Source organism: Rhodococcus triatomae (assembly GCF_014217785.1).
Lineage (GTDB): Bacteria > Actinomycetota > Actinomycetes > Mycobacteriales > Mycobacteriaceae > Rhodococcus_F > Rhodococcus_F triatomae.
Genome location: NZ_CP048814.1, coordinates 1,157,928 through 1,181,904 on the forward strand (window position 1 = coordinate 1,157,928; position 23,977 = coordinate 1,181,904).

At 69.3% G+C, this 23,977-nt stretch carries 23 protein-coding genes and 2 pseudogenes; 12 read left to right on the forward strand and 13 right to left on the reverse strand.

The window, feature by feature from the left end:
• Positions 1 to 3: 3 nt before the first annotated feature.
• Positions 4 to 1,458, reverse strand: coding sequence for an NAD-dependent succinate-semialdehyde dehydrogenase (locus tag G4H71_RS05430; RefSeq protein ID WP_174561814.1), 1,455 nt, complete (start codon positions 1,456 to 1,458; stop codon positions 4 to 6).
• 127 nt (positions 1,459 to 1,585) lie between these two features.
• Here G4H71_RS05430 and pgi point away from each other — a divergent pair, with 127 nt between their 5' ends.
• Complete coding sequence (gene pgi, locus G4H71_RS05435; protein ID WP_072735981.1) at positions 1,586 to 3,238, forward strand: glucose-6-phosphate isomerase; 1,653 nt, start codon at positions 1,586 to 1,588, stop codon at positions 3,236 to 3,238.
• Between the two features lie 3 nt (positions 3,239 to 3,241).
• Here pgi and G4H71_RS05440 read toward each other — a convergent pair whose 3' ends face one another.
• From G4H71_RS05440 to G4H71_RS05450, 3 genes are all read right to left on the reverse strand, one after another.
• The gene (locus G4H71_RS05440) at positions 3,242 to 4,066 is read right to left on the reverse strand and encodes an FAD:protein FMN transferase (protein ID WP_072735982.1); all 825 of its coding nucleotides are present in this window, start codon (positions 4,064 to 4,066) and stop codon (positions 3,242 to 3,244) included.
• Positions 4,067 to 4,189: 123 nt separating this feature from the next.
• Positions 4,190 to 5,488 carry an NAD(P)/FAD-dependent oxidoreductase gene (locus tag G4H71_RS05445; RefSeq protein WP_072735983.1) on the reverse strand — a complete coding sequence of 433 codons (1,299 nt, stop codon included), beginning with the start codon at positions 5,486 to 5,488 and terminating at the stop codon, positions 4,190 to 4,192.
• A 2-nt stretch (positions 5,489 to 5,490) separates the two neighbouring features.
• Positions 5,491 to 6,243, reverse strand: coding sequence for an SDR family oxidoreductase (locus G4H71_RS05450; RefSeq protein ID WP_072735984.1), 753 nt, complete (start codon positions 6,241 to 6,243; stop codon positions 5,491 to 5,493).
• 79 nt (positions 6,244 to 6,322) lie between these two features.
• On the opposite strand from G4H71_RS05450, the gene G4H71_RS05455 reads away from it, so the two are divergent.
• From G4H71_RS05455 to G4H71_RS05470, 4 genes and pseudogenes are all read left to right on the forward strand, one after another.
• Complete coding sequence (locus tag G4H71_RS05455; protein ID WP_072735985.1) at positions 6,323 to 7,780, forward strand: dihydrolipoyl dehydrogenase family protein; 1,458 nt, start codon at positions 6,323 to 6,325, stop codon at positions 7,778 to 7,780.
• A gap of 7 nt (positions 7,781 to 7,787) precedes the next feature.
• Complete coding sequence (locus tag G4H71_RS05460) at positions 7,788 to 9,338, forward strand: carboxylesterase/lipase family protein (RefSeq protein ID WP_072735986.1); 1,551 nt, start codon at positions 7,788 to 7,790, stop codon at positions 9,336 to 9,338.
• Between the two features lie 31 nt (positions 9,339 to 9,369).
• Positions 9,370 to 10,840: pseudogene (locus G4H71_RS05465) on the forward strand (carboxylesterase/lipase family protein).
• Positions 10,841 to 10,921: 81 nt separating this feature from the next.
• Complete coding sequence (locus G4H71_RS05470; protein WP_072735987.1) at positions 10,922 to 11,704, forward strand: crotonase/enoyl-CoA hydratase family protein; 783 nt, start codon at positions 10,922 to 10,924, stop codon at positions 11,702 to 11,704.
• Positions 11,705 to 11,713: 9 nt separating this feature from the next.
• Here G4H71_RS05470 and G4H71_RS05475 read toward each other — a convergent pair whose 3' ends face one another.
• Positions 11,714 to 12,580, reverse strand: coding sequence for an Fpg/Nei family DNA glycosylase (locus G4H71_RS05475; protein ID WP_072735988.1), 867 nt, complete (start codon positions 12,578 to 12,580; stop codon positions 11,714 to 11,716).
• Positions 12,581 to 12,704: 124 nt separating this feature from the next.
• Between G4H71_RS05475 and G4H71_RS05480 the strand changes: the two genes are divergently transcribed.
• Positions 12,705 to 13,991 (forward strand): amidase, encoded by a 1,287-nt coding sequence (locus G4H71_RS05480; RefSeq protein WP_083342792.1) that lies wholly within the window; start codon positions 12,705 to 12,707, stop codon positions 13,989 to 13,991.
• A 47-nt stretch (positions 13,992 to 14,038) separates the two neighbouring features.
• Here the strand turns inward: G4H71_RS05480 and G4H71_RS22530 are convergent, their stop codons facing one another.
• Genes G4H71_RS22530 through G4H71_RS05510 form a run of 6 tightly spaced genes read right to left on the reverse strand, consistent with a single transcriptional unit; the run spans position 14,039 to position 17,357 of the window.
• Complete coding sequence (locus G4H71_RS22530; RefSeq protein ID WP_246442556.1) at positions 14,039 to 14,548, reverse strand: hypothetical protein; 510 nt, start codon at positions 14,546 to 14,548, stop codon at positions 14,039 to 14,041.
• 38 nt (positions 14,549 to 14,586) lie between these two features.
• Positions 14,587 to 15,018: a hypothetical protein gene (locus G4H71_RS05490; protein WP_072735989.1), complete on the reverse strand. Its 432-nt coding sequence runs from the start codon at positions 15,016 to 15,018 to the stop codon at positions 14,587 to 14,589.
• Complete coding sequence (locus G4H71_RS05495; RefSeq protein ID WP_072735990.1) at positions 15,015 to 15,434, reverse strand: ankyrin repeat domain-containing protein; 420 nt, start codon at positions 15,432 to 15,434, stop codon at positions 15,015 to 15,017. The genes G4H71_RS05490 and G4H71_RS05495 overlap by 4 nt, the downstream gene beginning before the upstream one ends.
• A complete protein-coding gene (locus G4H71_RS05500) occupies positions 15,431 to 16,765 on the reverse strand; it encodes an HNH/ENDO VII family nuclease (protein ID WP_139183117.1) in 1,335 nt (444 codons plus the stop codon). Before G4H71_RS05500 ends, G4H71_RS05495 begins: the two co-directional genes overlap by 4 nt.
• Positions 16,753 to 17,043, reverse strand: coding sequence for a WXG100 family type VII secretion target (locus tag G4H71_RS05505; protein WP_072735992.1), 291 nt, complete (start codon positions 17,041 to 17,043; stop codon positions 16,753 to 16,755). The genes G4H71_RS05500 and G4H71_RS05505 overlap by 13 nt, the downstream gene beginning before the upstream one ends.
• On the reverse strand, positions 17,043 to 17,357 hold the full coding sequence (locus tag G4H71_RS05510; protein WP_072735993.1) for a WXG100 family type VII secretion target: 315 nt from the start codon (positions 17,355 to 17,357) through the stop codon (positions 17,043 to 17,045). Before G4H71_RS05510 ends, G4H71_RS05505 begins: the two co-directional genes overlap by 1 nt.
• Positions 17,358 to 17,828: 471 nt before the next feature.
• On the opposite strand from G4H71_RS05510, the pseudogene G4H71_RS22535 reads away from it, so the two are divergent.
• A pseudogene (locus G4H71_RS22535) lies at positions 17,829 to 18,634 on the forward strand (aminoglycoside phosphotransferase family protein).
• A gap of 23 nt (positions 18,635 to 18,657) precedes the next feature.
• On the opposite strand, the gene cobF reads toward G4H71_RS22535, so the two are convergent.
• Positions 18,658 to 19,401 (reverse strand): precorrin-6A synthase (deacetylating), encoded by a 744-nt coding sequence (gene cobF, locus G4H71_RS05525; protein ID WP_072735994.1) that lies wholly within the window; start codon positions 19,399 to 19,401, stop codon positions 18,658 to 18,660.
• 171 nt (positions 19,402 to 19,572) lie between these two features.
• Here cobF and G4H71_RS05530 point away from each other — a divergent pair, with 171 nt between their 5' ends.
• The 5 genes from G4H71_RS05530 to G4H71_RS05550 all read left to right on the forward strand — a co-directional run bounded on the left by G4H71_RS05530 (position 19,573) and on the right by G4H71_RS05550 (position 23,275).
• Positions 19,573 to 20,430, forward strand: coding sequence for an SDR family NAD(P)-dependent oxidoreductase (locus G4H71_RS05530; protein ID WP_072736303.1), 858 nt, complete (start codon positions 19,573 to 19,575; stop codon positions 20,428 to 20,430).
• A 74-nt stretch (positions 20,431 to 20,504) separates the two neighbouring features.
• Positions 20,505 to 21,581 (forward strand): alpha/beta fold hydrolase, encoded by a 1,077-nt coding sequence (locus G4H71_RS05535; protein WP_083342794.1) that lies wholly within the window; start codon positions 20,505 to 20,507, stop codon positions 21,579 to 21,581.
• 23 nt (positions 21,582 to 21,604) lie between these two features.
• Positions 21,605 to 22,408 (forward strand): thymidylate synthase, encoded by an 804-nt coding sequence (locus G4H71_RS05540; RefSeq protein WP_072735995.1) that lies wholly within the window; start codon positions 21,605 to 21,607, stop codon positions 22,406 to 22,408.
• A complete protein-coding gene (locus tag G4H71_RS05545) occupies positions 22,405 to 22,899 on the forward strand; it encodes a dihydrofolate reductase (RefSeq protein ID WP_072735996.1) in 495 nt (164 codons plus the stop codon). The genes G4H71_RS05540 and G4H71_RS05545 overlap by 4 nt, the downstream gene beginning before the upstream one ends.
• 49 nt (positions 22,900 to 22,948) lie before the next feature.
• Entirely contained in the window at positions 22,949 to 23,275 is a 327-nt protein-coding gene (locus tag G4H71_RS05550) for a cupin domain-containing protein (protein ID WP_072735997.1), read from the forward strand.
• A 66-nt stretch (positions 23,276 to 23,341) separates the two neighbouring features.
• On the opposite strand, the gene G4H71_RS05555 is transcribed toward G4H71_RS05550, so the two are convergent.
• Positions 23,342 to 23,962, reverse strand: a complete 621-nt coding sequence (locus G4H71_RS05555) for a Tat pathway signal protein (protein ID WP_072735998.1) — start codon at positions 23,960 to 23,962, stop codon at positions 23,342 to 23,344.
• Between the last annotated feature and the right edge of the window lie 15 nt (positions 23,963 to 23,977).

Sequence of the window (23,977 nt, forward strand, 5' to 3'; positions counted from 1 at the left end):
CAGCTAGGGCGTGAGCGCGATGTACTTGGTCTCCAGGTACTCCTCGATGCCCTCGGTACCCCCTTCCCGGCCGAAACCGGAAGCTTTGATCCCGCCGAACGGCGCCGCCGCATCCGAGATGACTCCCCGGTTCACGCCGACCATGCCCGTCTCGATGCGTTCGGCCGCCCGGAGCGCGCGGTCGAGGTCACGGGTGTAGATGTACGCCGCGAGCCCGAACTCGGTGTCGTTCGCCGCCGCGATGCCCTCGTCCTCGGTGTCGAAGCCGGTGATCGGCGCGACCGGCCCGAACACCTCTTCTTTCAGAATTCGCGCGGACACGGGGACGTCTGTCAGGACGGTCGCCGGATAGAACGAGCCCGGCCCGTCCGGGACCGTGCCGCCCAGCAGCACCCGTGCCCCGGCGCCGACGGCATCGTCCACGAGCTCGGCGACCTTGCTGCGCTGGTCCTCGTTGATCAGTGGCCCCAGAGTCGTCTCCGGGTCGATTCCCGGTCCGAGCACGAACTCGGACAGTCGAGCGGTGAGCTTCTCGGTGAACTCGGCGCGCACCGCGTTCGCCACGTGGAACCGGTTCGCCGCGGTGCACGCCTCTCCCCCGTTGCGCATCTTCGCCAGGACCGCACCGTCGACCGCGGCATCGACGTCCGCGTCGTCGAACACGACGAACGGGGCGTTGCCGCCGAGCTCCATCGAGGCACGCAGCAGCCCGTGTGCCGACTTCTCGACGAGCATTCGCCCCACTTCCGTGGACCCGGTGAAGGTGAGCTTGCGGAGCCGGGGATCCTCGAGCAGTGGCCCGGTGACGGCGGACGACCGGGACGTCGGCAGTACCGACAACACCCCGTCCGGAAAGCCGACCTCCGTCATCAGCTCGCCGAGCAGGAGCATCGTCAACGGCGTGGCCGAAGCGGGCTTGACGATCATGGTGCAACCCGCCGCCATCGCCGGGCCGATCTTGCGGGTACCCATCGCCAGGGGGAAATTCCACGGCGTGATCGCGAGCGCGGGACCGACCGGCTGCTGCGTCACCAGGATCCGGCCGTTGCCCGCCGGCGCCGGCGTGAATCGGCCACCGATCCGCACCGCTTCCTCCGCGAACCACCGGAAGAACTCGGCACCGTAGCGGACCTCCGCGCGGCTCTCCGGCAGCGCCTTCCCCATCTCCAGCGTCATGAGGGCCGCGAAGTCCTCGGCCCGCTCGGTGATCTTCTCGTACACCGCGCGGAGCAGTTCGCCCCGTTCGCGGGGAGCGGTCGCCGCCCAGCCCGGCTGTGCGGCGGCAGCGGCATCGAGCGCTGCGGCCGCGTCGGAGGGCGACGCATCGGCGACCTCGACGAGGGTGTTCCCGGTGGCCGGGTCGGTCACCGGAAACGTCGCACCGTTCTCGGCGTCGCGGCGGGTGCCGCCGAGATGGAGTGTGGTCGGAACGGAGCGCAGGAGTGCGGAGGTGTCCATGGACTCCATCATGCACAGCCCCGGCCGCGTCCGGGCCAGGCTGTGAGAGACGGCCTGCGTGCACGACGGGAGCGTGGATCCCTCTGTCCCGCGACGGCGACCGGCGGGCACACTAAGCTCACACCTCGTGACCTCCGACATCACCGAGACCGAGGCCTGGCAGAAGCTGCGCGCCCACCACATCGCGATCGAGCCGCTGCACCTGCGTCGACTCTTCGCCGACGACCCCGGCCGCGGTGAGGATTTCACGGTCACCGTCGGTGATCTGTACATCGACTACAGCAAGCACCGGATCACGACCGAGACGATCGCGCTGCTCACCGACCTGGCGCGTACCGCGGGGGTCGAGCAGGTGCGGGAGCAGATGTTCACCGGCGCCCACATCAACACGTCGGAAGACCGCGCCGTGCTGCACACCGCCCTGCGGGCGCCCCGTGAGGGGGTGCTGCACGTCGACGGCCAGGACGTCGTCGCGGACGTCCACGAGGTCCTGGACCGGATGGGCCGGTTCACCGATCGGCTGCGCTCGGGCGAGTGGCGCGGCGCCACCGGCGAGCGGATCACCACCGTCGTCAACATCGGAATCGGTGGTTCGGACCTCGGTCCCGTGATGACCTACCGGGCGCTCCGGCACTATGCGGATGCCGGGATCGCCCTGCGCTTCATCTCCAACATCGACCCGGCCGACCTGGTGCGCAGTCTCGCGGGGCTGGACCCGGCGCGCACCCTGTTCATCGTCGCGTCCAAGACGTTTTCGACCCTCGAGACGCTGACGAACGCGACCGCGGCCAAGCGGTGGCTGCTCGACGGGCTCGGGACGGGCGACGAGGCAGTCGCCAAGCACTTCGTCGCGGTGTCGACCAACGCGGAGCGCGTCGCGGAGTTCGGGATCGACACCGACCACATGTTCGGCTTCTGGGACTGGGTCGGCGGCCGCTACTCGGTCGATTCGGCGATCGGCCTGTCGCTCATGGCCGCGATCGGCAAGGACCGGTTCGCCGAGTTCCTCTCCGGGTTCCATGCCGTCGACACGCATTTCCGCACCGCACCGCTCGAGCGGAACGCGCCGGTCCTCCTCGGCCTCATCGGGCTCTGGTACTCGAACTTCTTCGGTGCGGAATCGCGCGCCGTCCTGCCGTACTCGAACGATCTCGTGCGCTTCCCCGCGTACCTGCAGCAGCTCACGATGGAGTCCAACGGCAAGTCCGTGCGGGCGGACGGGTCCACCGTCTCGCTGTCCACCGGGGAGATCTTCTGGGGCGAACCGGGAACCAACGGTCAGCACGCTTTCTACCAGTTGCTGCACCAGGGCACACGGCTGGTTCCCGCCGATTTCGTCGGGTTCGCCGAGTCGACCGACGACCTGCCGACGGCGGACGGGACAGGCAGCATGCACGACCTGCTGATGAGCAACCTGTTCGCCCAGACGAAGGTGCTGGCGTTCGGCAAGACGGCGGAGGAGATCGCGGCCGAGGGCACCCCCGCACACCTGGTCCCGCACAAGGTGATGCCGGGCAACAGGCCCACCACCACGATCCTGGCGCCGCGGCTGACGCCTTCGGTGCTCGGTCAGCTGATCGCGCTGTACGAGCACCAGGTGTTCGTCGAGGGAGTCGTCTGGGGAATCGACCCGTTCGATCAGTGGGGTGTCGAACTCGGCAAGGTGCAGGCGGCCGAACTCGAGCCGCTGCTCACCTCGCCGCAACCGCCCGCGCCGGCGGGCGACTCGTCGACGGATCAGCTGATCCGCTGGTACCGGGCCGAGCGCGGACGTTCCTGACGGTCACCAGTTCTCGGTGGTGTATTCCCGATCGCGCATGTCCACCAGCCGGGCCCGCAGTGCGTGCTCGTCGATCCACCGCACCGCCGCGATACCCTTCGCGAGTGCGGCAACGCTGGCCGCGTAGGCCCACAGGGCATCGTCCGCGACGACACTGACCTGCCGCCACCGGGTGGGGTGGCGGCCGTCGGGCACGCTTGCCGGATCGGTGCCCGTCAGTGCGCCGGGCGGGCTCGCCGCCGTCACGGTGGACAGGGCCGTCCCGTTGCGCAGTTCCACGTCCTCGGCACCGGGAACCGGCATCTGCCACCCTCCCGCCGGTGAGTGTCCGGCCGTCGCGATCACGTCACCGATGCGGACCGCCGCGCCGCACTCGAGTTCGTTCGCGATGAGCGTCGCCGCCCGATCGACCGTGTCGGCCTTGGCCGTGGCGGTGATGTCGAACGAGGCACCCCACGGGGCGAACAGCACGTCGCCGTCGAGGCTCACGTCCCGATAGGTGGGTACCGGGTGAATCGGGTGCAGGTCGTCCGCGTCCAGTCCGTCGAGTCCGTCGCCGGCGAGGGGACCGACCGCACCGTCCGTCATCCGGGCCGCCCACAGCGCGGACCGCAGCAACGCGGCCATCCGTCGACCGACCCGCACCGGGGCGCCCTGGGACAGGTTCACGGTGTGGATCTCGGCGTCGCCCCGGGTCAGATCGCACGTCGCCTCGACCTCCTCGAGGACGTCGGCCAGCAGCGCAGCGGCATCGGCCAGAGCTGCTCCCTCGGTGACGTCGACCTCCACCACCGAGTCCCATACCGTCCACTTCTCGACACTGACCACGATTGGCTCCGGCGTCCGGCTCCCGACACTCTTCCCGTCACATGCGGTACATGCTGGTTCCTCCAGTATGCGCCCGTTTTCCGTCGGCCCCCTCGCCGTGCGCTCCCCACCTCTCGCGGTGGATCAGTCGGGGCTCGCGACGACGGCTCGCTCGCGCCTGCTGCCCGAGGCGAGGGTGGCGGACCAGCTGGCGAGGGTGGCGATCCGGTTCCGGTACCCGGCGAGGAAGGCGATGTGGACGGCGCCCCAGGACACCCAGCCCAGACGTCCGGACACCCGGACGGGGCCGGCCTGGACGATCGCGTTGCCGCGGGAGATGTACGCGGCGGTGCCGAGGTCGCGGTACCGGAACGGCCGCCGCGGTGCCAGCCCCGTGACGATCTCCTCGCGCAGGCTGCGCCCGACGTAGCGGCCGCTCTGCATCGCGACCTCCGCGACTCCCGGCAGCTCGTCGAGCGCCATCAGGTCGCCGATCACCCGCACGCGGGGATGCGCGGGCACCCGCAGGTCGGGTGTGACGGCGATACGCCCACCGGCGACCTGCTCCACCCCGCACGCGGAGGCGAGCGCCTGCGCGAACGGCACCGCCTCCACTCCCGCCGTCCACAACACGGTGCGTGCGTCGTAGCGTGCGGTCACGGCGTCGCCCTTGGTGGTCGTCTCCACGCCGTGCTCGTCCACCGCCGTCACGTGCACACCGAGGTGGGTCTCGACGCCGAGGCCGTCGAGGGCACGCCGAGCGGCCCGGGAGAGGGTCGGTGCGAACGAGGGCAGTACCCGGTCGCCGCCGTGCACCAGCAGTACCCGCGCCTCGGCCGGGTCGACGGTCCGGAACTCCCGTTCGAGCGCCCGCGTCGCGAGTTCCCGGATCTGACCGGCGAGCTCCACACCCGTCGGCCCGGCCCCGGCGACGACGAAGGTGAGCCACGGCCGCCGTTCCTCGGCGGTCGGCAGCGACTCGGCCATCTCGAAGGCGGAGACGATCCGGCGACGTATCTCGAGGGCGTCGTCGAGTGTCTTCATCCCCGGCGCCCAGCGCACGTACTCGTCGTGGCCGTGGTACGCCTGCCGCATCCCGGCGGCGACGACCAGGTGGTCGAATCCGAGTTCGAACCGTGAGCCGTCGAAACGAGTGGCGACGACGACGCCCCGGCCGAGATCGACATCGGTCGCCTCACCGAGTACGACGTCGACGTTGCGCTGGCGGCGCAGCAGGTGACGCAGCGGGCTGGAAATCTCGCCTTCGGACAGCAGTCCGGTGGCGCACTGGTAGAGCAGCGGCTGGAAGACGTGATCCGGCCGCCGGTCCAGGAGGACGACGTCGGCCGGGACGCCACGCAGTTGCCGGGCGACCCGCAGCCCGCCGAAGCCGCCGCCGACGATGACGACCCTGGGACGCGGCCCGCTGCCGGTCACCGTCACACCTACACGAATCTCGCGGTGACCGGAGCGGGGAGGAACCGCAAGGCGACGTCGATGACCTTCCATTTCGCTCCGGGTAGCGCCACCCGTACGCGTTCCTTCTCGATCGCCTCGACCATCGCGCTGACGCCCTCGTCGAGGGTCGCCGTCATCTTCGCGTCGTCACCGGCCTTGCCGGACATCTCGGTGGCGATGAATCCGGGGAGCAGGGTGGTCACCACGATGCGGGTGCGGGCCAGCTCGGCGGACAACGATTCGCCCAGGGACGACACGGCGGCCTTGCTGGCCGAGTAAGCGGCCTTCGCCCCGGGCAGGCCGCGATCGGCACTGATGGACGAGACGAGCACCAGATGCCCCGCCTCGCGTGCCCGGAACAGCTCGAGCGCTGCCTCGCACTGCGACAGCGCGCCGAGGAAGTTGGTGCGGGCCGTGGCGAGGTTCGCGTCGGCACGGCCGGTACCGATCTTGGCGCCCTTACCCAGCCCGGCGTTGACGACCACCCGGTCGAGGCCACCGAGTTCCGCACTCAGCTCGCCGAACACGCGGCCGACGGCATCGTGGTCGGTGACGTCGAGTTCACCGATCGCGACGGTGATCCCGGGATGCGCGGCGAGGAGTTCGTCTCGCAGCGTCTCGAGCCGGTCGAGCCGACGGGCGCACAGCGCCAGATCCCGGCCCTTCGCGGCGAATCGGCGCGCCATCTCCTCCCCCAGCCCCGAGCTGGCTCCCGTGATCAGAATCCTCTGCCGTGTCATGCGGACACCCTAGGACAGTGAGCGGACGGATCAGGCCGGAGCGAGGTTTTCCCGGCCACCGGGCGCCTACCCTGAGGTGATGGCAGGTACCGGAACAGACGCGGTCACCGACGAGTACGACGTCATCGTCCTGGGCGGCGGCCCCGCGGGTGAGGTGGCGGCCGAGTTCGCGACCGCGGGAAGCCCACGCACCGCGGCGATCGTGGAGCACGAACTGCTGGGCGGCGAGTGCTCGTATTGGGCGTGTATGCCCAGCAAGGCGCTGCTGCGCCCCGGCGAGGTGGTGCGCAGCGGACAGCACATGGCGGGCGTATCCGCCACCGGGCCCGACGTGGAACCCGTGCTGTCCCGGCGGGATTCGTTCACACACGACTACGACGACAGTGCCCAGGTCGAGTGGGCGGATTCGGTCGGTGTCGACCTGATCCGTGGAAGCGGCCGGATCGACGGGGAGCGCGTCGTCGTCGTGGACGGGACGCGGCGCCTGCGAGCACGGCACGCCGTGATCGTCGCGACCGGCACGACGGCGACCGTTCCGGACACCCCGGGCCTGCGCGCCGCGCTGCCGTGGACGTCGCGGGACGCGACCGCCGTGCGGGAGGTCCCGCGCCGGGTCGCCGTCGTCGGCGGCGGAGTCGTGGGCTGCGAGAGCGCGACGTGGCTCGCGGACCTGGGTGCGGCGGTGACGCTGGTGGTCCGCGGTTCCGGACTGCTCGGCCGCGTCGAGCCGTTCGCGAGCGAGCTGGTAACCGAGGGCCTGCGCGAGCGCGGGGTGACCGTCCGGTTCGGCACCGAGATCCGTGCCGTGCACCGGCCCGACGTCGAGGACACCGGAGTGGGCCGGATACACGGCGGCCCGGTGGCCCTCGAGTTCTCCGGCGGCGGCGGCCTCGAGGTCGACGAGATCGTGGTGGCGACCGGCCGTACGCCGGCCACCGCAGGGCTCGGCGTGGACGAATACCTCGACGAGCGCGGCTATCTGAAGGTCGACGACCAGCTCGCCACCGCCGCCGGATGGCTGTACGCGGTGGGCGACGCCAACGGGCGGGCGCTGCTCACCCACATGGGCAAGTATCAGGGCCGGGTGTGCGGGGACGTGATCGCCGCCCGCGCGGAGGGCCGCCCGACCGACGGGCGCGGGTTCCGGGCCGACGGGCCCGTGCCCCAGGTGGTGTTCACCAGCCCGCAGGTCGCCTCGGTCGGGCACACGGCGGCACAGGCCCGAGCGAACGGATTCGACCCGCAGATCGTCGACGTGGATCTCGCGGTGGCGGGGGCGGCGCTGTTCCGGGACGACTTCACCGGCCGGGCCCGACTCGTCGTCGACCGGGCCCGCGACGTACTCCTCGGCGCCACGTTCGCCGGGACCGAGGTGTCCGAACTGGTTCACGCCGCCACCGTCGCGGTGACCGGCCGGGTACCCGTCGACGAGTTGTGGCACGCGGTCCCGGCGTACCCGACGGTCAGCGAGGTGTGGTTGAACCTGCTCACCGAGGTACGGCGCGGACGTGATCGAGGCCACCACACGCACGTATAGTCGCGCCATGGCGAACGGGACGGCGACCACTTCGGCGGGAACCACATCGGCGGGGACACTGGTCCGGACAGCCGAGGGGCTGGTGCGGGGGCGGAGAAGGGGTGATCTACTCGCGTGGCGGGGCATCCCCTTCGCCGCACCTCCGGTCGGCCCGCTGCGACTGCGGGCACCGCAGCCGGTGACGCCGTGGGACGGCGAACTCGACGCGACCAGTTTCGGCGACGCCCCCTACCAGCACCGCAAGTTCACGATGGTGGGCCCGGGCAGGTACCACCCGAGCAGTGAGAACGCGTTGACGCTCAACGTGCTCGCTCGCCCGGGCACCGGCGGTTCGCGGCCCGTCGTGGTGTTCGTCTACGGCGGGGCGTACACGCTCGGGATGTCCGCGACACCGATCTACGGCGGGGAGTCCCTGGTACGCCGGGAGGACGTCGTCTATGTCTCGATCAACTACCGGGTCGGCTCGCTCGGCTATCTCGACTTCACCCGGTTCTCCCGCCCCGATCGGCCGTTCGATTCCAATCTCGGTCTCCGGGACCAGGTTGCGGCACTCGAGTGGGTGCAGCGGAACATCGCCTCGTTCGGCGGGGATCCGGGCAACGTGACGGTGTTCGGGGAATCCGCGGGAGCCAGTGCCGTCGTCACCCTCATGTCGACGCCTGCCGCCCGTGGCCTGTTCGCCCGTGGCATCGCCCAGAGCCCGGCAGCGGGCCTGGTCACGACCGAGGAGCGCGCGGCGCAGTGGGCGAGCGAGTTCGTCTCCCTGCTCGACACCGCCGAGTCCGACCCCGCGACCGCTCTGGACCGGGCCGCACCGGCCGCACTCGCGAAGGCGGGAAACCGGTTGGGCGCCAAGACTCTCCGGGAGACGCCGGGGCTGTTTCCCTTCGTGGCGGTGGTGGACGGCGACTATCTGCCCCAGACGCCGATCGACGCGTTCGCCGACGGCAATGCGCACCGGATTCCACTGGTCATCGGCACGAACCGGGACGAAGGGACCCTCTTCCCGAAGTTCCTCGACGCGCTACCCACGTCCCGGGAGCGGATCGAGAAGATGTTCGCCCTCACCGATCCGGAGGCGGGCCGCCGGATCCTCGCCACCTACCCGGGTTACCCGGCAGAGGAGGCCGCGATCCGGTTCGGCGGCGATCTGACGTTCTGGTGGCCGTCGGTCGAGTTGGCCTCGTCGCACTCGCGGTTCGCCCCGACCTACGCCTACCGATTCGACTACTCGCCTCGGCTGCTGCAGCGGGCCGGGCTCGGTGCGACACATGCACTCGAACTGTTCGCGGTGTTCGGTCTGGCGGATTCGGTGCCGGGCCGCGGGCTCACCGCCCTCGGCGGACGGTCCGGCCTGCGCTCCGTCTCCGACACTGTGCAGCGGCAGTGGCTGACGTTCGCCCGCGACGGCGCGCCCACGGCGTCTTGGCCCCGCTACGACATCGACGAGCGCGCGACGCTGGTCTTCGACGAGGTCACCACCGTCGAACACGATCCCGCCGCGGAGCGGCGCCGAGCCTGGTCCGGGTACGAGGGGTACCGGGGGCAGAGCCTGTGACGACGTGGTGGGGCCCGTGACCGCGGGGCCGGTGACCGCCCTCGAGGTCACGACGGACACCGGGCGGGTGCGAGGAGCATTCCGCGACGGCCTCCGGCACTGGCACGGAATCCCCTATGCCGCACCGCCGATCGGCGAGCTGCGGTTTCGTGCCCCGGCCCCGCCGACGCGATGGGTGGGCACGCGCGACTGTGTCGGGTTCGGCCCGCCCGCGGCCCAGGCACAGCGGCGCCGCGTGGTGGGCAGCGAGGACTGCCTGACCGTCAACGTCACCGCCCCGGGTACCTCCGGATCCGGCCGGCCCGTCATGGTCTTCGTCCACGGCGGTGCCTATTCGGGCGGAACGGCCTCCGGGCCGCGCTACTGCGGCAGCGAGCTCGTCGCACGGGGCGAGATCGTGCACGTCTCCCTCAACTACCGACTGGGAGTGTTCGGCTACCTCGACTTCTCCCAGTTCGACACTCCGGAACGGACGTTCGAGCCGAACAACGGTGTGCGGGACCAACTCGCTGCACTCGAGTGGGTGCAGCGCAACATCGCCGCGTTCGGCGGCGACCCGGACAACGTCACCCTCTACGGCGAATCCTCCGGCGCCAACGCGGTGACCACACTGATGGCGACACCGCGCGCGGCGGGCCTGTTCGCCCGGGCGATCGCGCAGAGTCCCCCCCGCGGCCTCCGCCTACGGACGCGAACGTGGCGGCCAGTGGGCGCGTCGCGTCGTGGCGGCCTCGGGCACGCCGGAGCCGCAGCGTTGGCTCACCTCGGCCGCTCCGGAGGAGCTGATCCGCGTCGGCGAGGCGCTGGCGACCGACGGCGTCCAGACCGAGCCGGGCACCCGGATGTTCGCTCCGGTCGTCGGGGACGATCTGCTTCCGGAGCATCCACTGGACGTGTTCGACTCGGGCCGTACGCATCCCGTTCCGCTGATCGTGGGCAGCACCGCCCACGAGGGGCGGGTGTTCCCCCGCTTCCTCGACATCCTGCCCACCGATGCCGAACGCATCGAGAAGATGTTCTCGCACACGCCCGCCGAGGTGAAGGCCCGTGCGATCGCCGCCTATCCCGGCTACCCGCACCGCCGGGCGGCCGCGGATCTCGGCGGGGACGTCACGTTCTGGGAGCCGTCGATCCTGTGCAGCCAGGGCCACTGCGAGGTCGCACCCACGTATGCGTACCGGTACGACTTCGCGCCGCGCCTGCTGCATCTGCTCGGACTCGGTGCCACCCATGCGACCGACCTGTATGCCGTGTTCGGGGTGCACGGGCCGATGCGCCGGGCGTTGACCGCGCTCGGCGGTGCGGCCGGGCTGCGCGCCGCCACCGACACCGTGCAGTCCCACTGGCTGCATTTCGCGCACCACGGCGCCCCGGGCCCCGACTGGCCGCGCTACGACGTCGAGAACCGCCGCACCCTGATCATCGACGACGCGACCCGCGTCGTCGCCGACCCCGACTCCGACAAGCGGCAGGCCTGGATCGGCTACCGCCACCGCCGCTGAGCCGGTCCTGGCCACCGCCGTCCGGCGGCGATCCCCGTCGAATCGGTTCGGTTCCGTCGTGGACCGCGCTACCGTTTCCCGATGAGCGTTCGCGTCGAGAAGTCCGGTTCGGTCACCACGGTCGTGCTGTCCCGGCCGGACGCGCGCAACGCCGTCGACGGCCCCACCGCAACCGCGTTGTTCCAGGCCTTCGAGGCGTTCGACGCCGACGACGACTCGTCCGTCGCCGTGCTGTACGGCGACCACGGCACCTTCTGCGCGGGCGCCGACCTGAAGGCTCTCGGCACCCCTCGGTCCAACCGCGTCGCCGAGGACGGGCCGGGGCCGATGGGGCCGACCCGGATGCGGCTGTCGAAGCCGGTGATCGCGGCGGTATCCGGCTACGCGGTGGCCGGCGGTCTCGAGCTGGCGCTGTGGTGCGATCTCCGCGTGGCCGAGGAGTCGAGCACGTTCGGGGTGTTCTGCCGCCGCTGGGGCGTGCCCCTCATCGACGGAGGCACGGTGCGGTTACCCCGGCTGATCGGCACGGCGCGGGCGATGGATCTGGTACTCACCGGCCGGCCGGTCGAGGCGCGGGAGGCTCTGGCGATGGGGCTGGTGAGCCGCGTCGTCCCGGACGGGCAGGCGCGGGTCGCGGCCGAGGCATTGGCCGCCGAGATCGCCCGCCTTCCGCAGACGTGCCTGCGGGAGGACCGGCTGTCGCTGCTCGAGCAGGACGGCCTCGACGAAGACGTCGCCCTGCGCAACGAGTTGCGGCACGGGATGACGTCGCTGGCGGCGGACGCGCTCGCGGGAGCAGCCAGATTCGCCTCCGGCGCCGGGCGTCACGGCACGCCGGAACACGACAGGCCCGACACGGAGTAGAAACCGGAACTACTTGAGCAGCCGGGACATCCGCCGGTCCGCGAGTATCCGTCCCCCGGTCTGACAGGTGGGGCAGTACTGGAACGAACGTTCGGCGTAGGACACCTCGCGCACGGTGTCCCCACAGACCGGGCAGGTCTCGCCGGTGCGTCCGTGCACCCGCATCCCGGAACGCTTCTCGCCCTTGAGCCGGGCCGCGTCCTGACCGACCGAGCGGGCGACCGCGTCGACGAGCACCGTCCGCATCACCTCGAACAACGCGTGCACCTGTTCCTCCCCGAGCGAGCGTGCCGACGCGAACGGCGACAACCGTGCCGTGTGCAGGATCTCGTCGGAGTAGGCGTTGCCGATGCCCGCGAGCACCGACTGGTCCACGAGGACCGTCTTGAGCCGAGCGCCGCTGCCGGACAGCAGGTCCGCCAGTTGCGGCTCGGTGATCTCGAGGGCATCCGGCCCGAGTCTCGCGATTCCGGGAACCGACTGCGGATCGTCGACGACCCAGACCGCGAGGCGCTTCTTCGTCCCGGCCTCGGTGAGGTCGAACGCCGGGGTCGCGCCCTCGGGGGTGTAGAGGTGGACCCGCAGCGCCAGCGGCCCCTTGCCGGGCTTCGGGGGCCGCGGCGACGGGTTGTCCGACCAGCGCAACCACCCTCCGCGAGACAGGTGCGTGACCAGCCACAGCCCACTGCATTCGAGAGCGAGGAACTTGCCGAACCGGGACGCGCCGGTGACATCCCGCCCCGAGACCGCGGTGATCGGCGGATCGAACGTCTTGAGGACACTCATCGCCGCGACGTCGATCCGGCCCACCACGGCACCCACCGCATGCTCGCGCAGGAACTCGGCGAGGGCCTCCACCTCCGGCAGTTCGGGCATAGCTGCAGGTTACGCCGGGCCACCGACTCGTGTAGCGCAGTTGTAACACGCGGCCCCTACGGTGCCTTCACGGGAACGACACCGTTCGACCGCTCGACGACCAGGAGATCCACGCGTGCACCACATGACCAGAAGACGATTCCTCGCGACGACCGGGATCGCGGCGATCGGCGCGATCGGGCTCGCCTCGTGCGCCGACGACGCCGACACCACCGAGGCGGCCGACGCCACCGGCGGGGCGGGCGAGGGATTCGACCCGACCATCTGGCGGGAGAAGGGCGACCCGCTGGTCGCGCCGACCGGTTCGGGCCCGCTGGACGGCGACTCGGTGGCGGTCAAGGATCTCTTCGACGTGGAGGGGCACCGCGTCGGCGCGGGCAACGAGGAGTGGCTGGCACAGGCGAGCCCCGCAACCACCAGCGCGCCGGCCGTCGCCGCGCTGCTCGCGGCCGGTGCTTCGGTGGCGGGGATCTCCCGCACGGACGAGTTCGCGTACAGCCTCGCCGGGACGAACGCCCACTACGGGACGCCGCCGAACCCTGCCGCACCCGATCGCATCCCGGGCGGCTCGTCGTCCGGTTCGGCGAGCGCGGTGGCGTCCGGCGAGGCCACCATCGGGCTCGGCACGGACACGGGTGGATCGATTCGGGTGCCGTCGTCGTATCAGGGGCTGTACGGCATCCGGACGACGCACGGCGCGGTGTCGACCGAGGGCCTGCTCCCGCTGGCACCGTCGTTCGACACGGTCGGGGCGATGACCCGCAGCGCCGACGAACTCGAGTCCGTCGTCGCCGTTCTGCTCCCCGAGGACGCGGCACCGGCCCCGACCCGGGCCGTCTACGCCGATCAGCTGCTCGACGTCGCCGATCCCGACGTCGCGACCGCGATGCGCGACGCCGTCGCCTCGTGGTCCGTGCCGGGCCTGCCGATCGAGAAGATCGACTTCGACACCGCGGACCTCGCCCGGTGGGTACAGGCGTTCCAGATCCGCCAGGGGTACGAAGCCTGGCAGGCACACGGCGAGTGGATCGAGGGGCACTGGGAGTCGCTGAACCCGGACGTGCAGGCCCGGTTCGAGACCGCGTCCACACGCACTCCGGACGATCTGGCCGAGGCCGATGCCGTACTGGCGGAGGCGCGCGAGCGCATCGACGGCGCGCTGGGCGAGGACTCCGTGCTGGTGCTACCGTCCTCGTCCTCGGTGGCGCCGCCGACGGACAGCGCCGCACTCGGTGGTGACGTCATCGAGGACATCCGGGCACGGACGTTCCAGCTGACCTGCCTCGCCGGGATCACCGGCCGCCCCGCCGTGAGCGTGCCGCTCCCGACCGACGGCGCTCCGATGGGCTTGTGCCTGGTGGGCGCGCGCGGCTCGGATCGCGCGCTGGCGAGTCTGCGCCCGCTGGGCTGAGGGGGCGGGAGCTGATCAACTGCTCCGAAATACACGCAGGCGGCAGGTCAGTTGCCGATCCGGATTGCGTTGAGGCCAGTCGGGTCGACGCATTTCAGGTAGGAATCGGCATGACTACGCCCGTCGACATACGGCCAGCTGCAATCCCATCCCCGGATCGTCAGGAACGCCCCCTGGCCCTGTTGCCGACCCGCCGCGATACCCGCCAGATAGTCACGCGCCACGCTCATCGCCTCGTCGCAGTGGACGGCCCCCTCGAGCACAGCTACCGGCGACGTGCGTCCAGTGTTCGGATTCGAGATCAGGTCGCAGACGACATCGAGCGGGGTCAGCTCCTTCGACGGAGCCACTTCCGTAACCGAAGTCGTTGCTTCGACACTCCGTGACGACGTCGCCTCGACCACCGAGTTGCCCGGAATGGACTCGACCGAGCTGTGTGTCTGGGTCATCGGGTCAGACGAGGAAGTCGTCTCCGACGAGCAGCCCGCAAGGTATACCCCGATCACCCCGATCACCCCGATGATCGCACCGATCCTGCAGGCGTCCGACAGACCCATGGAATTCTCCCCCTTTGAACCGCCAACGGCCGGTTCCTTCAACGATCATAGATGCTCCCACCTCGCCGCTCGATCCAGCTCACGTCCGGATCGGACGGCTGCACCGACGACTCGGGTGGATCAGCCAAACCAGCCCCGAAGAAGGCTTCGGTCAGCCTGCGTGCATCGCGGACCGCCGGATCCTGCTCGAGGTCGGTCAACGCGGCGCGCAACGTGTCGAGGCGATTGCGGTCGGCACGCTGGTAGGCATCGATGATCAGTCGCGCAAGCGAGGCAGGGGAATTCCGCATCGCCTGCGGCGTGAGAGCGAGCCCCGCAAGCTTGCCGTCCACGTCGATCTCGACGGAAACACCCGCCGACGTGCTCACCATCGCCGACGCGTCTGCGGCGGCAGCCCTCGCAGCGGCCACCTTCTCCCGGAGCCGGTCGAGTTCCGGGCTGTCGGGAAGTGCAGGATCCGGTTGCGTCATTGGTCTCGGGCAGCGAGAGCTTCGGTGATCGCTTCCGTCTTGGGTCCCGGCGCAATCACCCTGAGCATGTCAACGACCGACCGACCACTCGTGTTCTTGATCGTGGGATCAGCTCCTCGTTCGATTAACAGCGCCAACAGCAGAGGGTGAGCTGGATTTCCCCTAGGTGCCAGCAAAGCGGTCCACAGTGGCGTGTTTCCGTGTCGATTCAGCGCGTTGACATCCGCACCCGCTTCGAGCAGAGTAGATGCTGCCGCCAACGCGCCGTGTTGTGCTGCGAAATGCAGCGGCGTGACATTCTCCTCATCCTTGGCATCGACATCAGCGCCTGAGGCAAGCTGCACTCGAACCTCATCGACATTGTTCTCTCCCGCCGCGTAATGCAGCGGAATACGTCCAGCTTGATCGGTACTCACTGTCCCTCCCGGGGTAGCTTCGGCTTTTCGAATCGGTGACTTCGGTTCGAAACCGGATCTTCGATTTCATATAGATCAGGATTGTTGTAGTAGTCGTTGAGTTCCTTGCGAGTCCATTGTTCGTCGCGTGCCCTATCTCGAATCCTCCACCATTCGTCGCCGTATCTGTGTCCGTAGTCGAAGGGACCATCTTTCGGGATGACCGCACCTGTGTTGGGGTCGATATAATCGCCGCCCGAAGTCTTCTCCGCCTTCTCCTGGATCTCCTCCCGCGTGTTCTTCCGTAGGTAGGGGCGCCGCGAATAGCCATCGGTTCTCGCAGCCCACACACCGACCCCGCCAGCTGATGCTGCGCCAATCCACTCGGCGCGGGCGGCCAGGACAGGGACGGTCCGCTCGACCGTGCGTCCGAGTGCGCCGGCGGCCGCGACCGCGGGAGTCCCCGCGGCCCCGGCCGAGACGCGGAAGGCGCGGATCAGCGACGCGACACGCGCACCGGCTGCCGCCATCCGCGCTCCAGCGGCACCCTGTGCAGCGGCAGCCCCGACACCCGCGGTGAGGAAACCGATAAGTATGGCCGCGATCTCGGTCAGACCTAACTCGATACCCATCGAGATCAGCGCGTCTTCGACCTCGTATCGCACCGTCTCGATCTCGAACGCGTAGCCCTCGCACGCTTGGGCGAGTATGTCGAACTGATCAGCGACGTCGCTGTAGTCGGCGGCTAATAGCCGGCATTGCTCCACCGCTGCGGGAACTTCGGGTGACTGCTGCGCTTCGATGAGTTCGATGGCAGGGCCTGCGTTGAGAACCGCAGTTCTCAGACCGGCACTGCCGAGGCGCCACGCGCCCGCGAGCGTACGGAGGCGATCGGGATCACCGTTGGGCCACAACTCGCCCTGAACGTAGGAGACGATGAAGCCCCACCAAGACGGTTCACCAGTACTACCACCATAGGCCTTCGGGAAAGACGGGACGTAGAACGTGGGGGCGGAATCGAGAGGGACAGCGATGGCATTCGGATCACCGATCACCGACTCGTTGTTGGCCAGATCGTGGTTGAGGCCGGTTGCCTTCAACAAGTCACTGATCTGTCCAGCGGCGAGGATCAGCGCCGAGGCTGCGTCGATCGCATTGAATGCTGCCGGGTCGTAGAGGCTGGCCCAGTTGGCACCGGCAAGGTCGGTGCCTGCACACCCACCGGATGCTTTCAAGGTGCCCGCCACTGCGTTGATGGCGTTCTCTGCATCATCGTGGATACGACGGAACCCGTCAGCGGCAGTAGTGAAATCGGCAGGCGCACAGACAATCGGGGAACTCACAAGTTCCACATCCGCATGTTGGTTTCGACGGCATCGCTGTAATTGTCATGAGCGATGCGTCCGGCCGCGCGCAAATCTTCGAGGGCTTCGCGCATCTGCTGGACCCCGCGTGTCCAGTCATCGTGGGCGTCACGCTGCGCTTGCGCCGCTCGACCTGTCCAGGTTTCGTGGAGGTCGGCAAGATGTCCTTCGACGGCAGTGATGATGTCGTCGACGTTCGAGTCGAACGTCTCGACCTTGCTGATCGTTTCATCGAGGCGGTCGAGGTCGACACGGAACTTCGACATCAGACCAGCCCGTTGAGGGAAGTGATCGCCGTGGCATGGTCCTGGTCCTGGTCTTCGTATGCCCCGGCGGTGTCCGAAAGAAGTACCGAAGACTCAGCGAAGGCCTCGCTGACCTGACGAGCACCATCGCGCCACTCTTCCCACGCCGCGGAGAACGCTTCCGCGGCGACGCCCTGCCAACCGTCATCGAGTAGATCTTCGACCGCCTTCGTGAGCGCATCGAGATCGGTACGAAGATCGTCTGCTCGCCCGCCCACGAATGATGACGCCGCTTGTAGACGCTCGACCGACACTTCGAGGCTGTGATCCCCCATCCCGCTCCCCCACTGTCTTCCTCCGTGCGCGGTCTCAGGTTAACAGCTGGCACAGCTACGAACCGGTCGCTCGCGTGGCTCCGGGCGGACGGTCACGGTCCCGATCAGGCCCGATTCCTGACCCTCGGTGGGTGCAGACGTTCCAGGTCCGGGAGCAGCACGAGGCGTGGCAGGCCCAGGCGAGTGGATCGAGGCGCGCGGACGCATTGACGACGCTCCGACGGGGCTGTGCCTGGTGAGCGTGCGGATCGGATCGCGCGCTGGCAGGTCTGCGCCCCCTGGGCAACTTCGGTTTCTCAGATGCAGAACACGATGAATCCCACCAAGATGGTTCCGATCACACACGGTTCGTGGGTGAAGTCTATTTCGTACCAGTAGGAGTCGTGAGTGGTGAGCGTCGTTCCGACGATTGACGGCAGCCTCGTTCGGCGGCTGATCGCCGAGCAGTTTCCGCACTGGTCGCAGCTGGAAGTGCGCCCCGTCGAGTCGGATGGGTGGGACAACCGCTCCTTCCGCCTCAGTGCCGAGCTGAGTGCGCGACTTCCGAGCGCAGCCCCCTATGCGCCGCAGGTCGCCAAGGAGGTCCGGTGGCTGCCGGTGCTCGCCGATGTGGTGAGCTTGCCGATCCCGGAAGTCGTCGGTGTCGGCGTTTCCGGCGCCGGGTACCCGTTCCCCTGGACCATCCGCCGGTGGATCGACGGAACGCCGCTCGCCGGCGCCCCGCTGACCGATCGGAAAACTCTGGCAGCCGACCTCGCGGGGTTCCTCGGCAAATTGCAACACGCGGACCGCGCCGGCCCCGTTCCGTGGGCACACAGCGCCGGACGCGGCCCGTTGCACCAATGGGACGAGCAGACCCGCCGTGCGCTGTCGTCGCTGCGGGACCGGGTCGATGTGGGGAGCGCCCTTCCTGTGTGGCAGGACGCGCTGGAGGCCGGCGCTGCACAGGCGAGATCCTCGGTGTGGTTCCACGGCGACGTCGCCCCGGGAACTTGCTGACACGAGATGGCCGGTTGTCCGCGGTGATCGATTTCGGGCTGGCCGGCGTCGGCGATCCCGCCTGTGATCTCGCCATCGCCTGGACCTGGTTCGACCATGAGGAACGCGAGGTTCTCCGCACCGTGCTCGATGTGGATGATGCGACCTGGCTGCGTGGGAGGGGATGGGCGCTCTGGAAGGCCGTGATCGCACTCGACCACCCACGACACGCAGCCGAGTCCGCACTCGCCCTGGACGCACTCGGCGTGCCGCGCGATCACACCACCGAAGGAGGGTGACGTGAGCGGAATCGAACCGTCGGTCAGCGACGCCGCAACAGATACGTGTCCATGATCCAACCCTTGCGCTCGCGTAGTTCGCCGCGCAGGCGCACGATCTCGTCCTCCACGTCACGCAGGTTCCCGGAGACGAGCACCTCATCGGGGGTACCGAGGTAGGCACCCCACCAGATGTCGACGTCGTCGCCGGGGACCTGGGTGAAGGTGCAGTGTGCGTCGAGCATGACGACGGTGCTGTCCGGGATCTGCGCCGGGTCCGCGGCAAGGCGCCGACCGGTGGTGACGTGAATCGGTTCTCCGATCCGGTTGAGGACGGTGCGGTGCTGCGCGGCGAGCGACTGGACGCTGGTGACGCCCGGCACCACCGAATACTCGAAGGCCACACGACCGCGCGCGAGTACCCGCTCCACGATCCGCAGCGTGCTGTCGTACAGCGACGGATCCCCCCACACCAGGATCGCCCCGACACCGTCGACGGCCCCGAAATGCTCCTCGAACCGGGCTGCGCGGCGCTCGTGCCAGTCGTCGACCACCCCTTCGTAGTCGTCCGGTGTCCGGTTCCGCGGCGGATCCGCGATCTCGACGATCCGGTGGGGCCGGCGCACGTGTTCGGCGAGGATCCCGGTGCGCACCGCGACGAGGTCGTCCTTCTCCGCGCCCTTGCCGAGCACGAAGAACACGTCGGCCCGGTTCATCGCCTTGACCGCCTGGACGGTCACCTGGTCCGGGTCGCCGGCACCGATCCCGATCACGAGGAGTTCACGCATGCCCGGCAGGTTACGCGGCGAGTCGCCGGCCTCCGTCCGGCGGCGGCATCGCGGGGACGGCGTGGGTTCCCATCCAGCGGGAAGAGCGCACCGGTTCGGGTGCGATCCGTTGTAGACAGGGGCCGGGGGCGACATGTGGTCGCACGGCAGCGAACGGAGTGCACGGTGCTGATGAATTCGGACCGGATCGTGGTGGTGACCGGAGCCAGTCGGGGCGCGGGCAAGGGAATCGCCCTCGCATTGGGCGAGACGGGGGCCACCGTCTACGTCACGGGCCGCACCCGAACCGAGGGCGACTCGCCGCTACCGGGCACCGTGTTCGCCACTGCCGAGGAGATCACCCGCCGCGGTGGCCGCGGCGTGCCCGTCGTGGTCGACCACGGCGACGACACCCAGGTGCAAGCCCTGTTCGAGCAGGTACGTCGCGAGCACGGTCGGCTCGACATCCTCGTCAACAACGCGCTCACGGTGCCGGACGCGCTCGCCACGAAGGGGCCCTTCTGGGAGAAGCCGCTGTCGCTGCAGGACCTGTTCGACGTCGGCATGCGGTCCAGCTACGTATCCAGCTACTACGCCGCGCCACTGCTCACCGCGAACGGCGAGGGCCTCGTGGTGAACACCTCGTCCTTCGGCGGCGCGTGCTACATGCACGGTCCCGCCTACGGCGCGGGCAAGGCTGCGGTCGACAAGATGGCCCACGACATGGCCGTCGACTTCCGCCCCTTCGGAGTCGCCGTCGTCTCGATCTGGATGGGGCTGCTCGAGACTGAACGCACGCTCGCCGCGTTCGCCGCGAACCCCGGGGCCTACGAGGGGCTGGCCGCCACTGCGGAGTCCCCCGAGTTCACCGGGCGGGTGATCGACGCCCTCGCCCGCGACCCGCAGTTGATGAAGCGCAGCGGACAGGTCCTCATCGGCGCCGAGATCGCCGAGGAGCTCGGTGTCCGCGACACCGAAGGCCGGCAGCCACCCTCGCACCGGCCGTTCCTCGGCAACCCGCCGGTGTTCAGCGACGCCGTCGTCGACTGACACGCCGTCGTCGACTGACACCACTGCCCGCGCTCTCCCCACCCGGCACTCTCCCCCACCCGAGAGGAACACCGATGCGGAACTGGACGCACCACTACGCCCGGATCAACGGCCTGGACGTGCATTACGTGGAGGAGGGCGAGGGGCCACTCGTCGTTCTCCTCCACGGATTCCCGCACACCTGGTTCAGCTGGCGCCATCAGATCAGTGCGCTCGCGGAGGCCGGCTACCGGGTGGTCGCGCCGGACCTGCGCGGAATGGGACAGACCACGGTGCCCGACGACGTCGAGGAGTACCGGGCCGATCGCATCGTCGCCGACATCTGTGGCCTGCTCGATCACCTGGGCGAGGAGCGGGCGGTGTTCTCGGGCCTGGACTTCGGGCTGTTCGCCGCGTACGACGTGGCGTTCGAACATCCGGAGCGGGTCCACGGGCTGATCGGGCTGCAGAACCCCTTCTACGCGGTGTACGACCGGCTGCCGTCCGAGGTGGAGCGCGAACGCGGACGCGAGCACTTCAACCACATGTCCTACTACCTCGACGACCCCGCGGGCGCGCAGGCGGATCTCGAGGCACACCCCCGCGAGATCCTCGCCAAGATCTTCCACATCCTGTCCGAGAAAGCCGACTTCACCCAGGTCTGGGCGCACCCGCCGGGCACCTCGTACCGCCGCGCGCTTCCCGCGCCGCCGGAGCTGCCCTGGCCGTGGCTGACCGAGTGGGAACTCGAGGCGTATGTCGGCGACTACTCCCGCAGCGGGTTCCGTGGCGGCGTCAACTGGTACCTCGCCGCCGACGCCAACTGGGAGTACCGGCGCCGACGTGCACAGACCCGAACGACCGTGCCGTTCTACTTCCTCGGCTCCGAAGCGGACGTCGATCTGGCCCACTGGCACGGGGAGAGCCCGACCGAGAGCCTGCGCGAACACCATGCGGACGTGCGTGCGGTCCGCACCGTCGCCACCGGCGGCCACATGATCGCCATGGAGAATCCCGGCGAGGTCAACCGCGTGTTCGTGGACTTCCTCGCGGACCTCTGCTCCGCGAGGCCGATAAGCGAGACCTCGATCAGCGCGAGGCCGAACAGCGGGGCTCCCGCTCCGGAAAGCCGAGCGGAGGAGTCCCGGTCGGCGGGCTCCCCGACCCGATGACGTCGTGCACCTAGACTGGTGCCGTGCCGACTCTCCACACTCCGTACGAAGACCTGCTGCGCCTCGTGCTCGAGACGGGCACCCCGAAGTCCGATCGCACCGGAACGGGCACCCGCAGTCTCTTCGGCCACCAGATGCGGTTCGACCTGTCCGAAGGGTTCCCGCTGGTCACCACGAAGAAGGTGCACCTGAAGTCGATCGTGTACGAGTTGCTGTGGTTCCTGCGCGGCGACTCCAACGTCACATGGCTGCGGGATCACGGCGTCACGATCTGGGACGAGTGGGCGGACGCCGCCGGGGAGCTCGGCCCCGTGTACGGCGTCCAGTGGCGCAGTTGGCCCACGCCGTCCGGTGAGCACGTCGACCAGATCACCCAGGTGATCGAGACGCTGAAGTCCGACCCGGATTCGCGCCGGATGATCGTCTCGGCATGGAACGTCGCGGACATCCCGCAGATGGCCCTCGCCCCGTGCCACGCGTTCTTCCAGTTCTACGCCGCGGACGGCAAGCTCTCCTGCCAGCTGTACCAGCGCAGCGCGGACCTGTTCCTCGGAGTCCCGTTCAACATCGCCAGCTATGCGCTGCTCACCCACATGGTGGCGGAGCAGGCCGGGCTCGAGGTCGGTGACTTCGTCTGGACGGGCGGCGACTGCCACATCTACGACAACCACGTGGACCAGGTGCGCGAGCAGCTCACCCGGGAGCCGTACCCGTACCCGACACTGAAGCTCGCGCCGCGGGACTCGATCTTCGACCACACCTTCGAAGACGTGGAGATCCTCGACTACCGCCACCACCCGGCGATCAAGGCGCCGGTGGCGGTGTGACGACGCAGCGGCAGATCAGCCTGGTCTGGGCGCAGGCCCGCGACGGCGTGATCGGCAAGGACAACACGATTCCGTGGCGGATTCCCGAGGACGTCGCCCACTTCAAGGAGACCACCCGGGGGCTGCCGGTGGTGATGGGCCGACGCACCTGGGAGTCGCTGCCGCCGCGGTTCCGTCCGCTGCCCGGCCGTCGGAACATCGTCGTGACGTCGAGCCCCGAACCGATCCCCGGTGCCGACACGGCGAGTTCGGTGGAGAGCGCCCTCGCACTCGTCGACGACGACGTCTGCGTCATGGGTGGAGCCCAGATATATTCGACAGCAATGCCTTTTGCCACGCACCTCGTGGTGACCCACATCGATCTCGAGGTCGACGGCGATACCTTCGCACCCCCGGTGGACGAACGCTGGTCACCGGTCACGGACACCGGCTGGCTCGAATCCACGGAGGGCGGGACCCGCTACCGGATCGTCCGGTACGAGCGCGCCTGATTCGGGCATTCGGCGGGTCCCCGACGCCCGATTCGGCCATAATCCGTCCATGGAGAAGATGTCCCTGACCGCTCTGGCCCGACAACAGCTCAAGTTGGCGGCGACGTCGTCGAGTGGACGCAGTTCCCAGACCGTGTACGGCGGTCACCAGCGCAGTCTGCGGCAGACGGTGGTGGCGCTCTCGGCCGGCAAGAAGATGGCCGAGCACGACAGCCCCGGCGAGGCCACCCTGTACATCCTCAGCGGAAAACTCCTGTTGATCGCCGGCGAGGATTCCTGGAAGGGATCGACCGGCGACATCCTGTTCGTCCCGCCCGCGCGGCACGGCGTCGAGGCACTCGAGGACGTGGCGTTCCTGCTCACCGTCGCCATGTGAGACACCCACCGACACGAGGGGCGGGCCCGGCTGTCGCCGGGCCCGCCCCTCGTCTGTCGACCGGGATCAGGAGAGCACGGCGCCCAGGCTCGGCCACCAGACGGTGCTGAGGATCGGGTCGTGCGGTCCGTTGGCGTGCAGCAGGTTTCCGTAGACGGCGGCCACCACGAGTCCGTCGCCGAGGCCCTCGACCGGAGCCGAGGAGAGGACCGTCGGGACGACCTTGCCGTTCTCGTTCAGCGGCACGATGCCGCTGGCGCCGGTGGCCAGGCTGTAGTAGACCACGTGCAGGCCCACACCCTCGGGCTGCTCGTTCGCGATGGTGCCGGGACCACCGAAGAAGCCGAACCGGAACTCGTCGTTGACGTTGGTGGCGATTCCGGCGCCGTAGAGCTGCCCGAGAACCGGTCCGCCCTGCCCGGTGTCGGAGTAGGCGGGGACCTGGAAGATCTGGCCGGGCAGCGCGATGTCGACAGCCGCGGTGTCCTTCGGCGACAGGGCGAGGCGCTCGACGGCCGCGGTGGCCTCGGCATCGCCCTCGGCAGCCTCGAGGAGCTTGGTGATGGCGGCGTCGGCGTCCAGCTCGGGCGTGACCGGCTCGGCAGCGGCGGCACCGGAGAACAGCATCGTCGCAGCCACGGCGGCGGTCAGGCCGGCAGCGAGGCGGCCGAGGATCCGTCGGTTCATTCTTCTTCTCTCCCT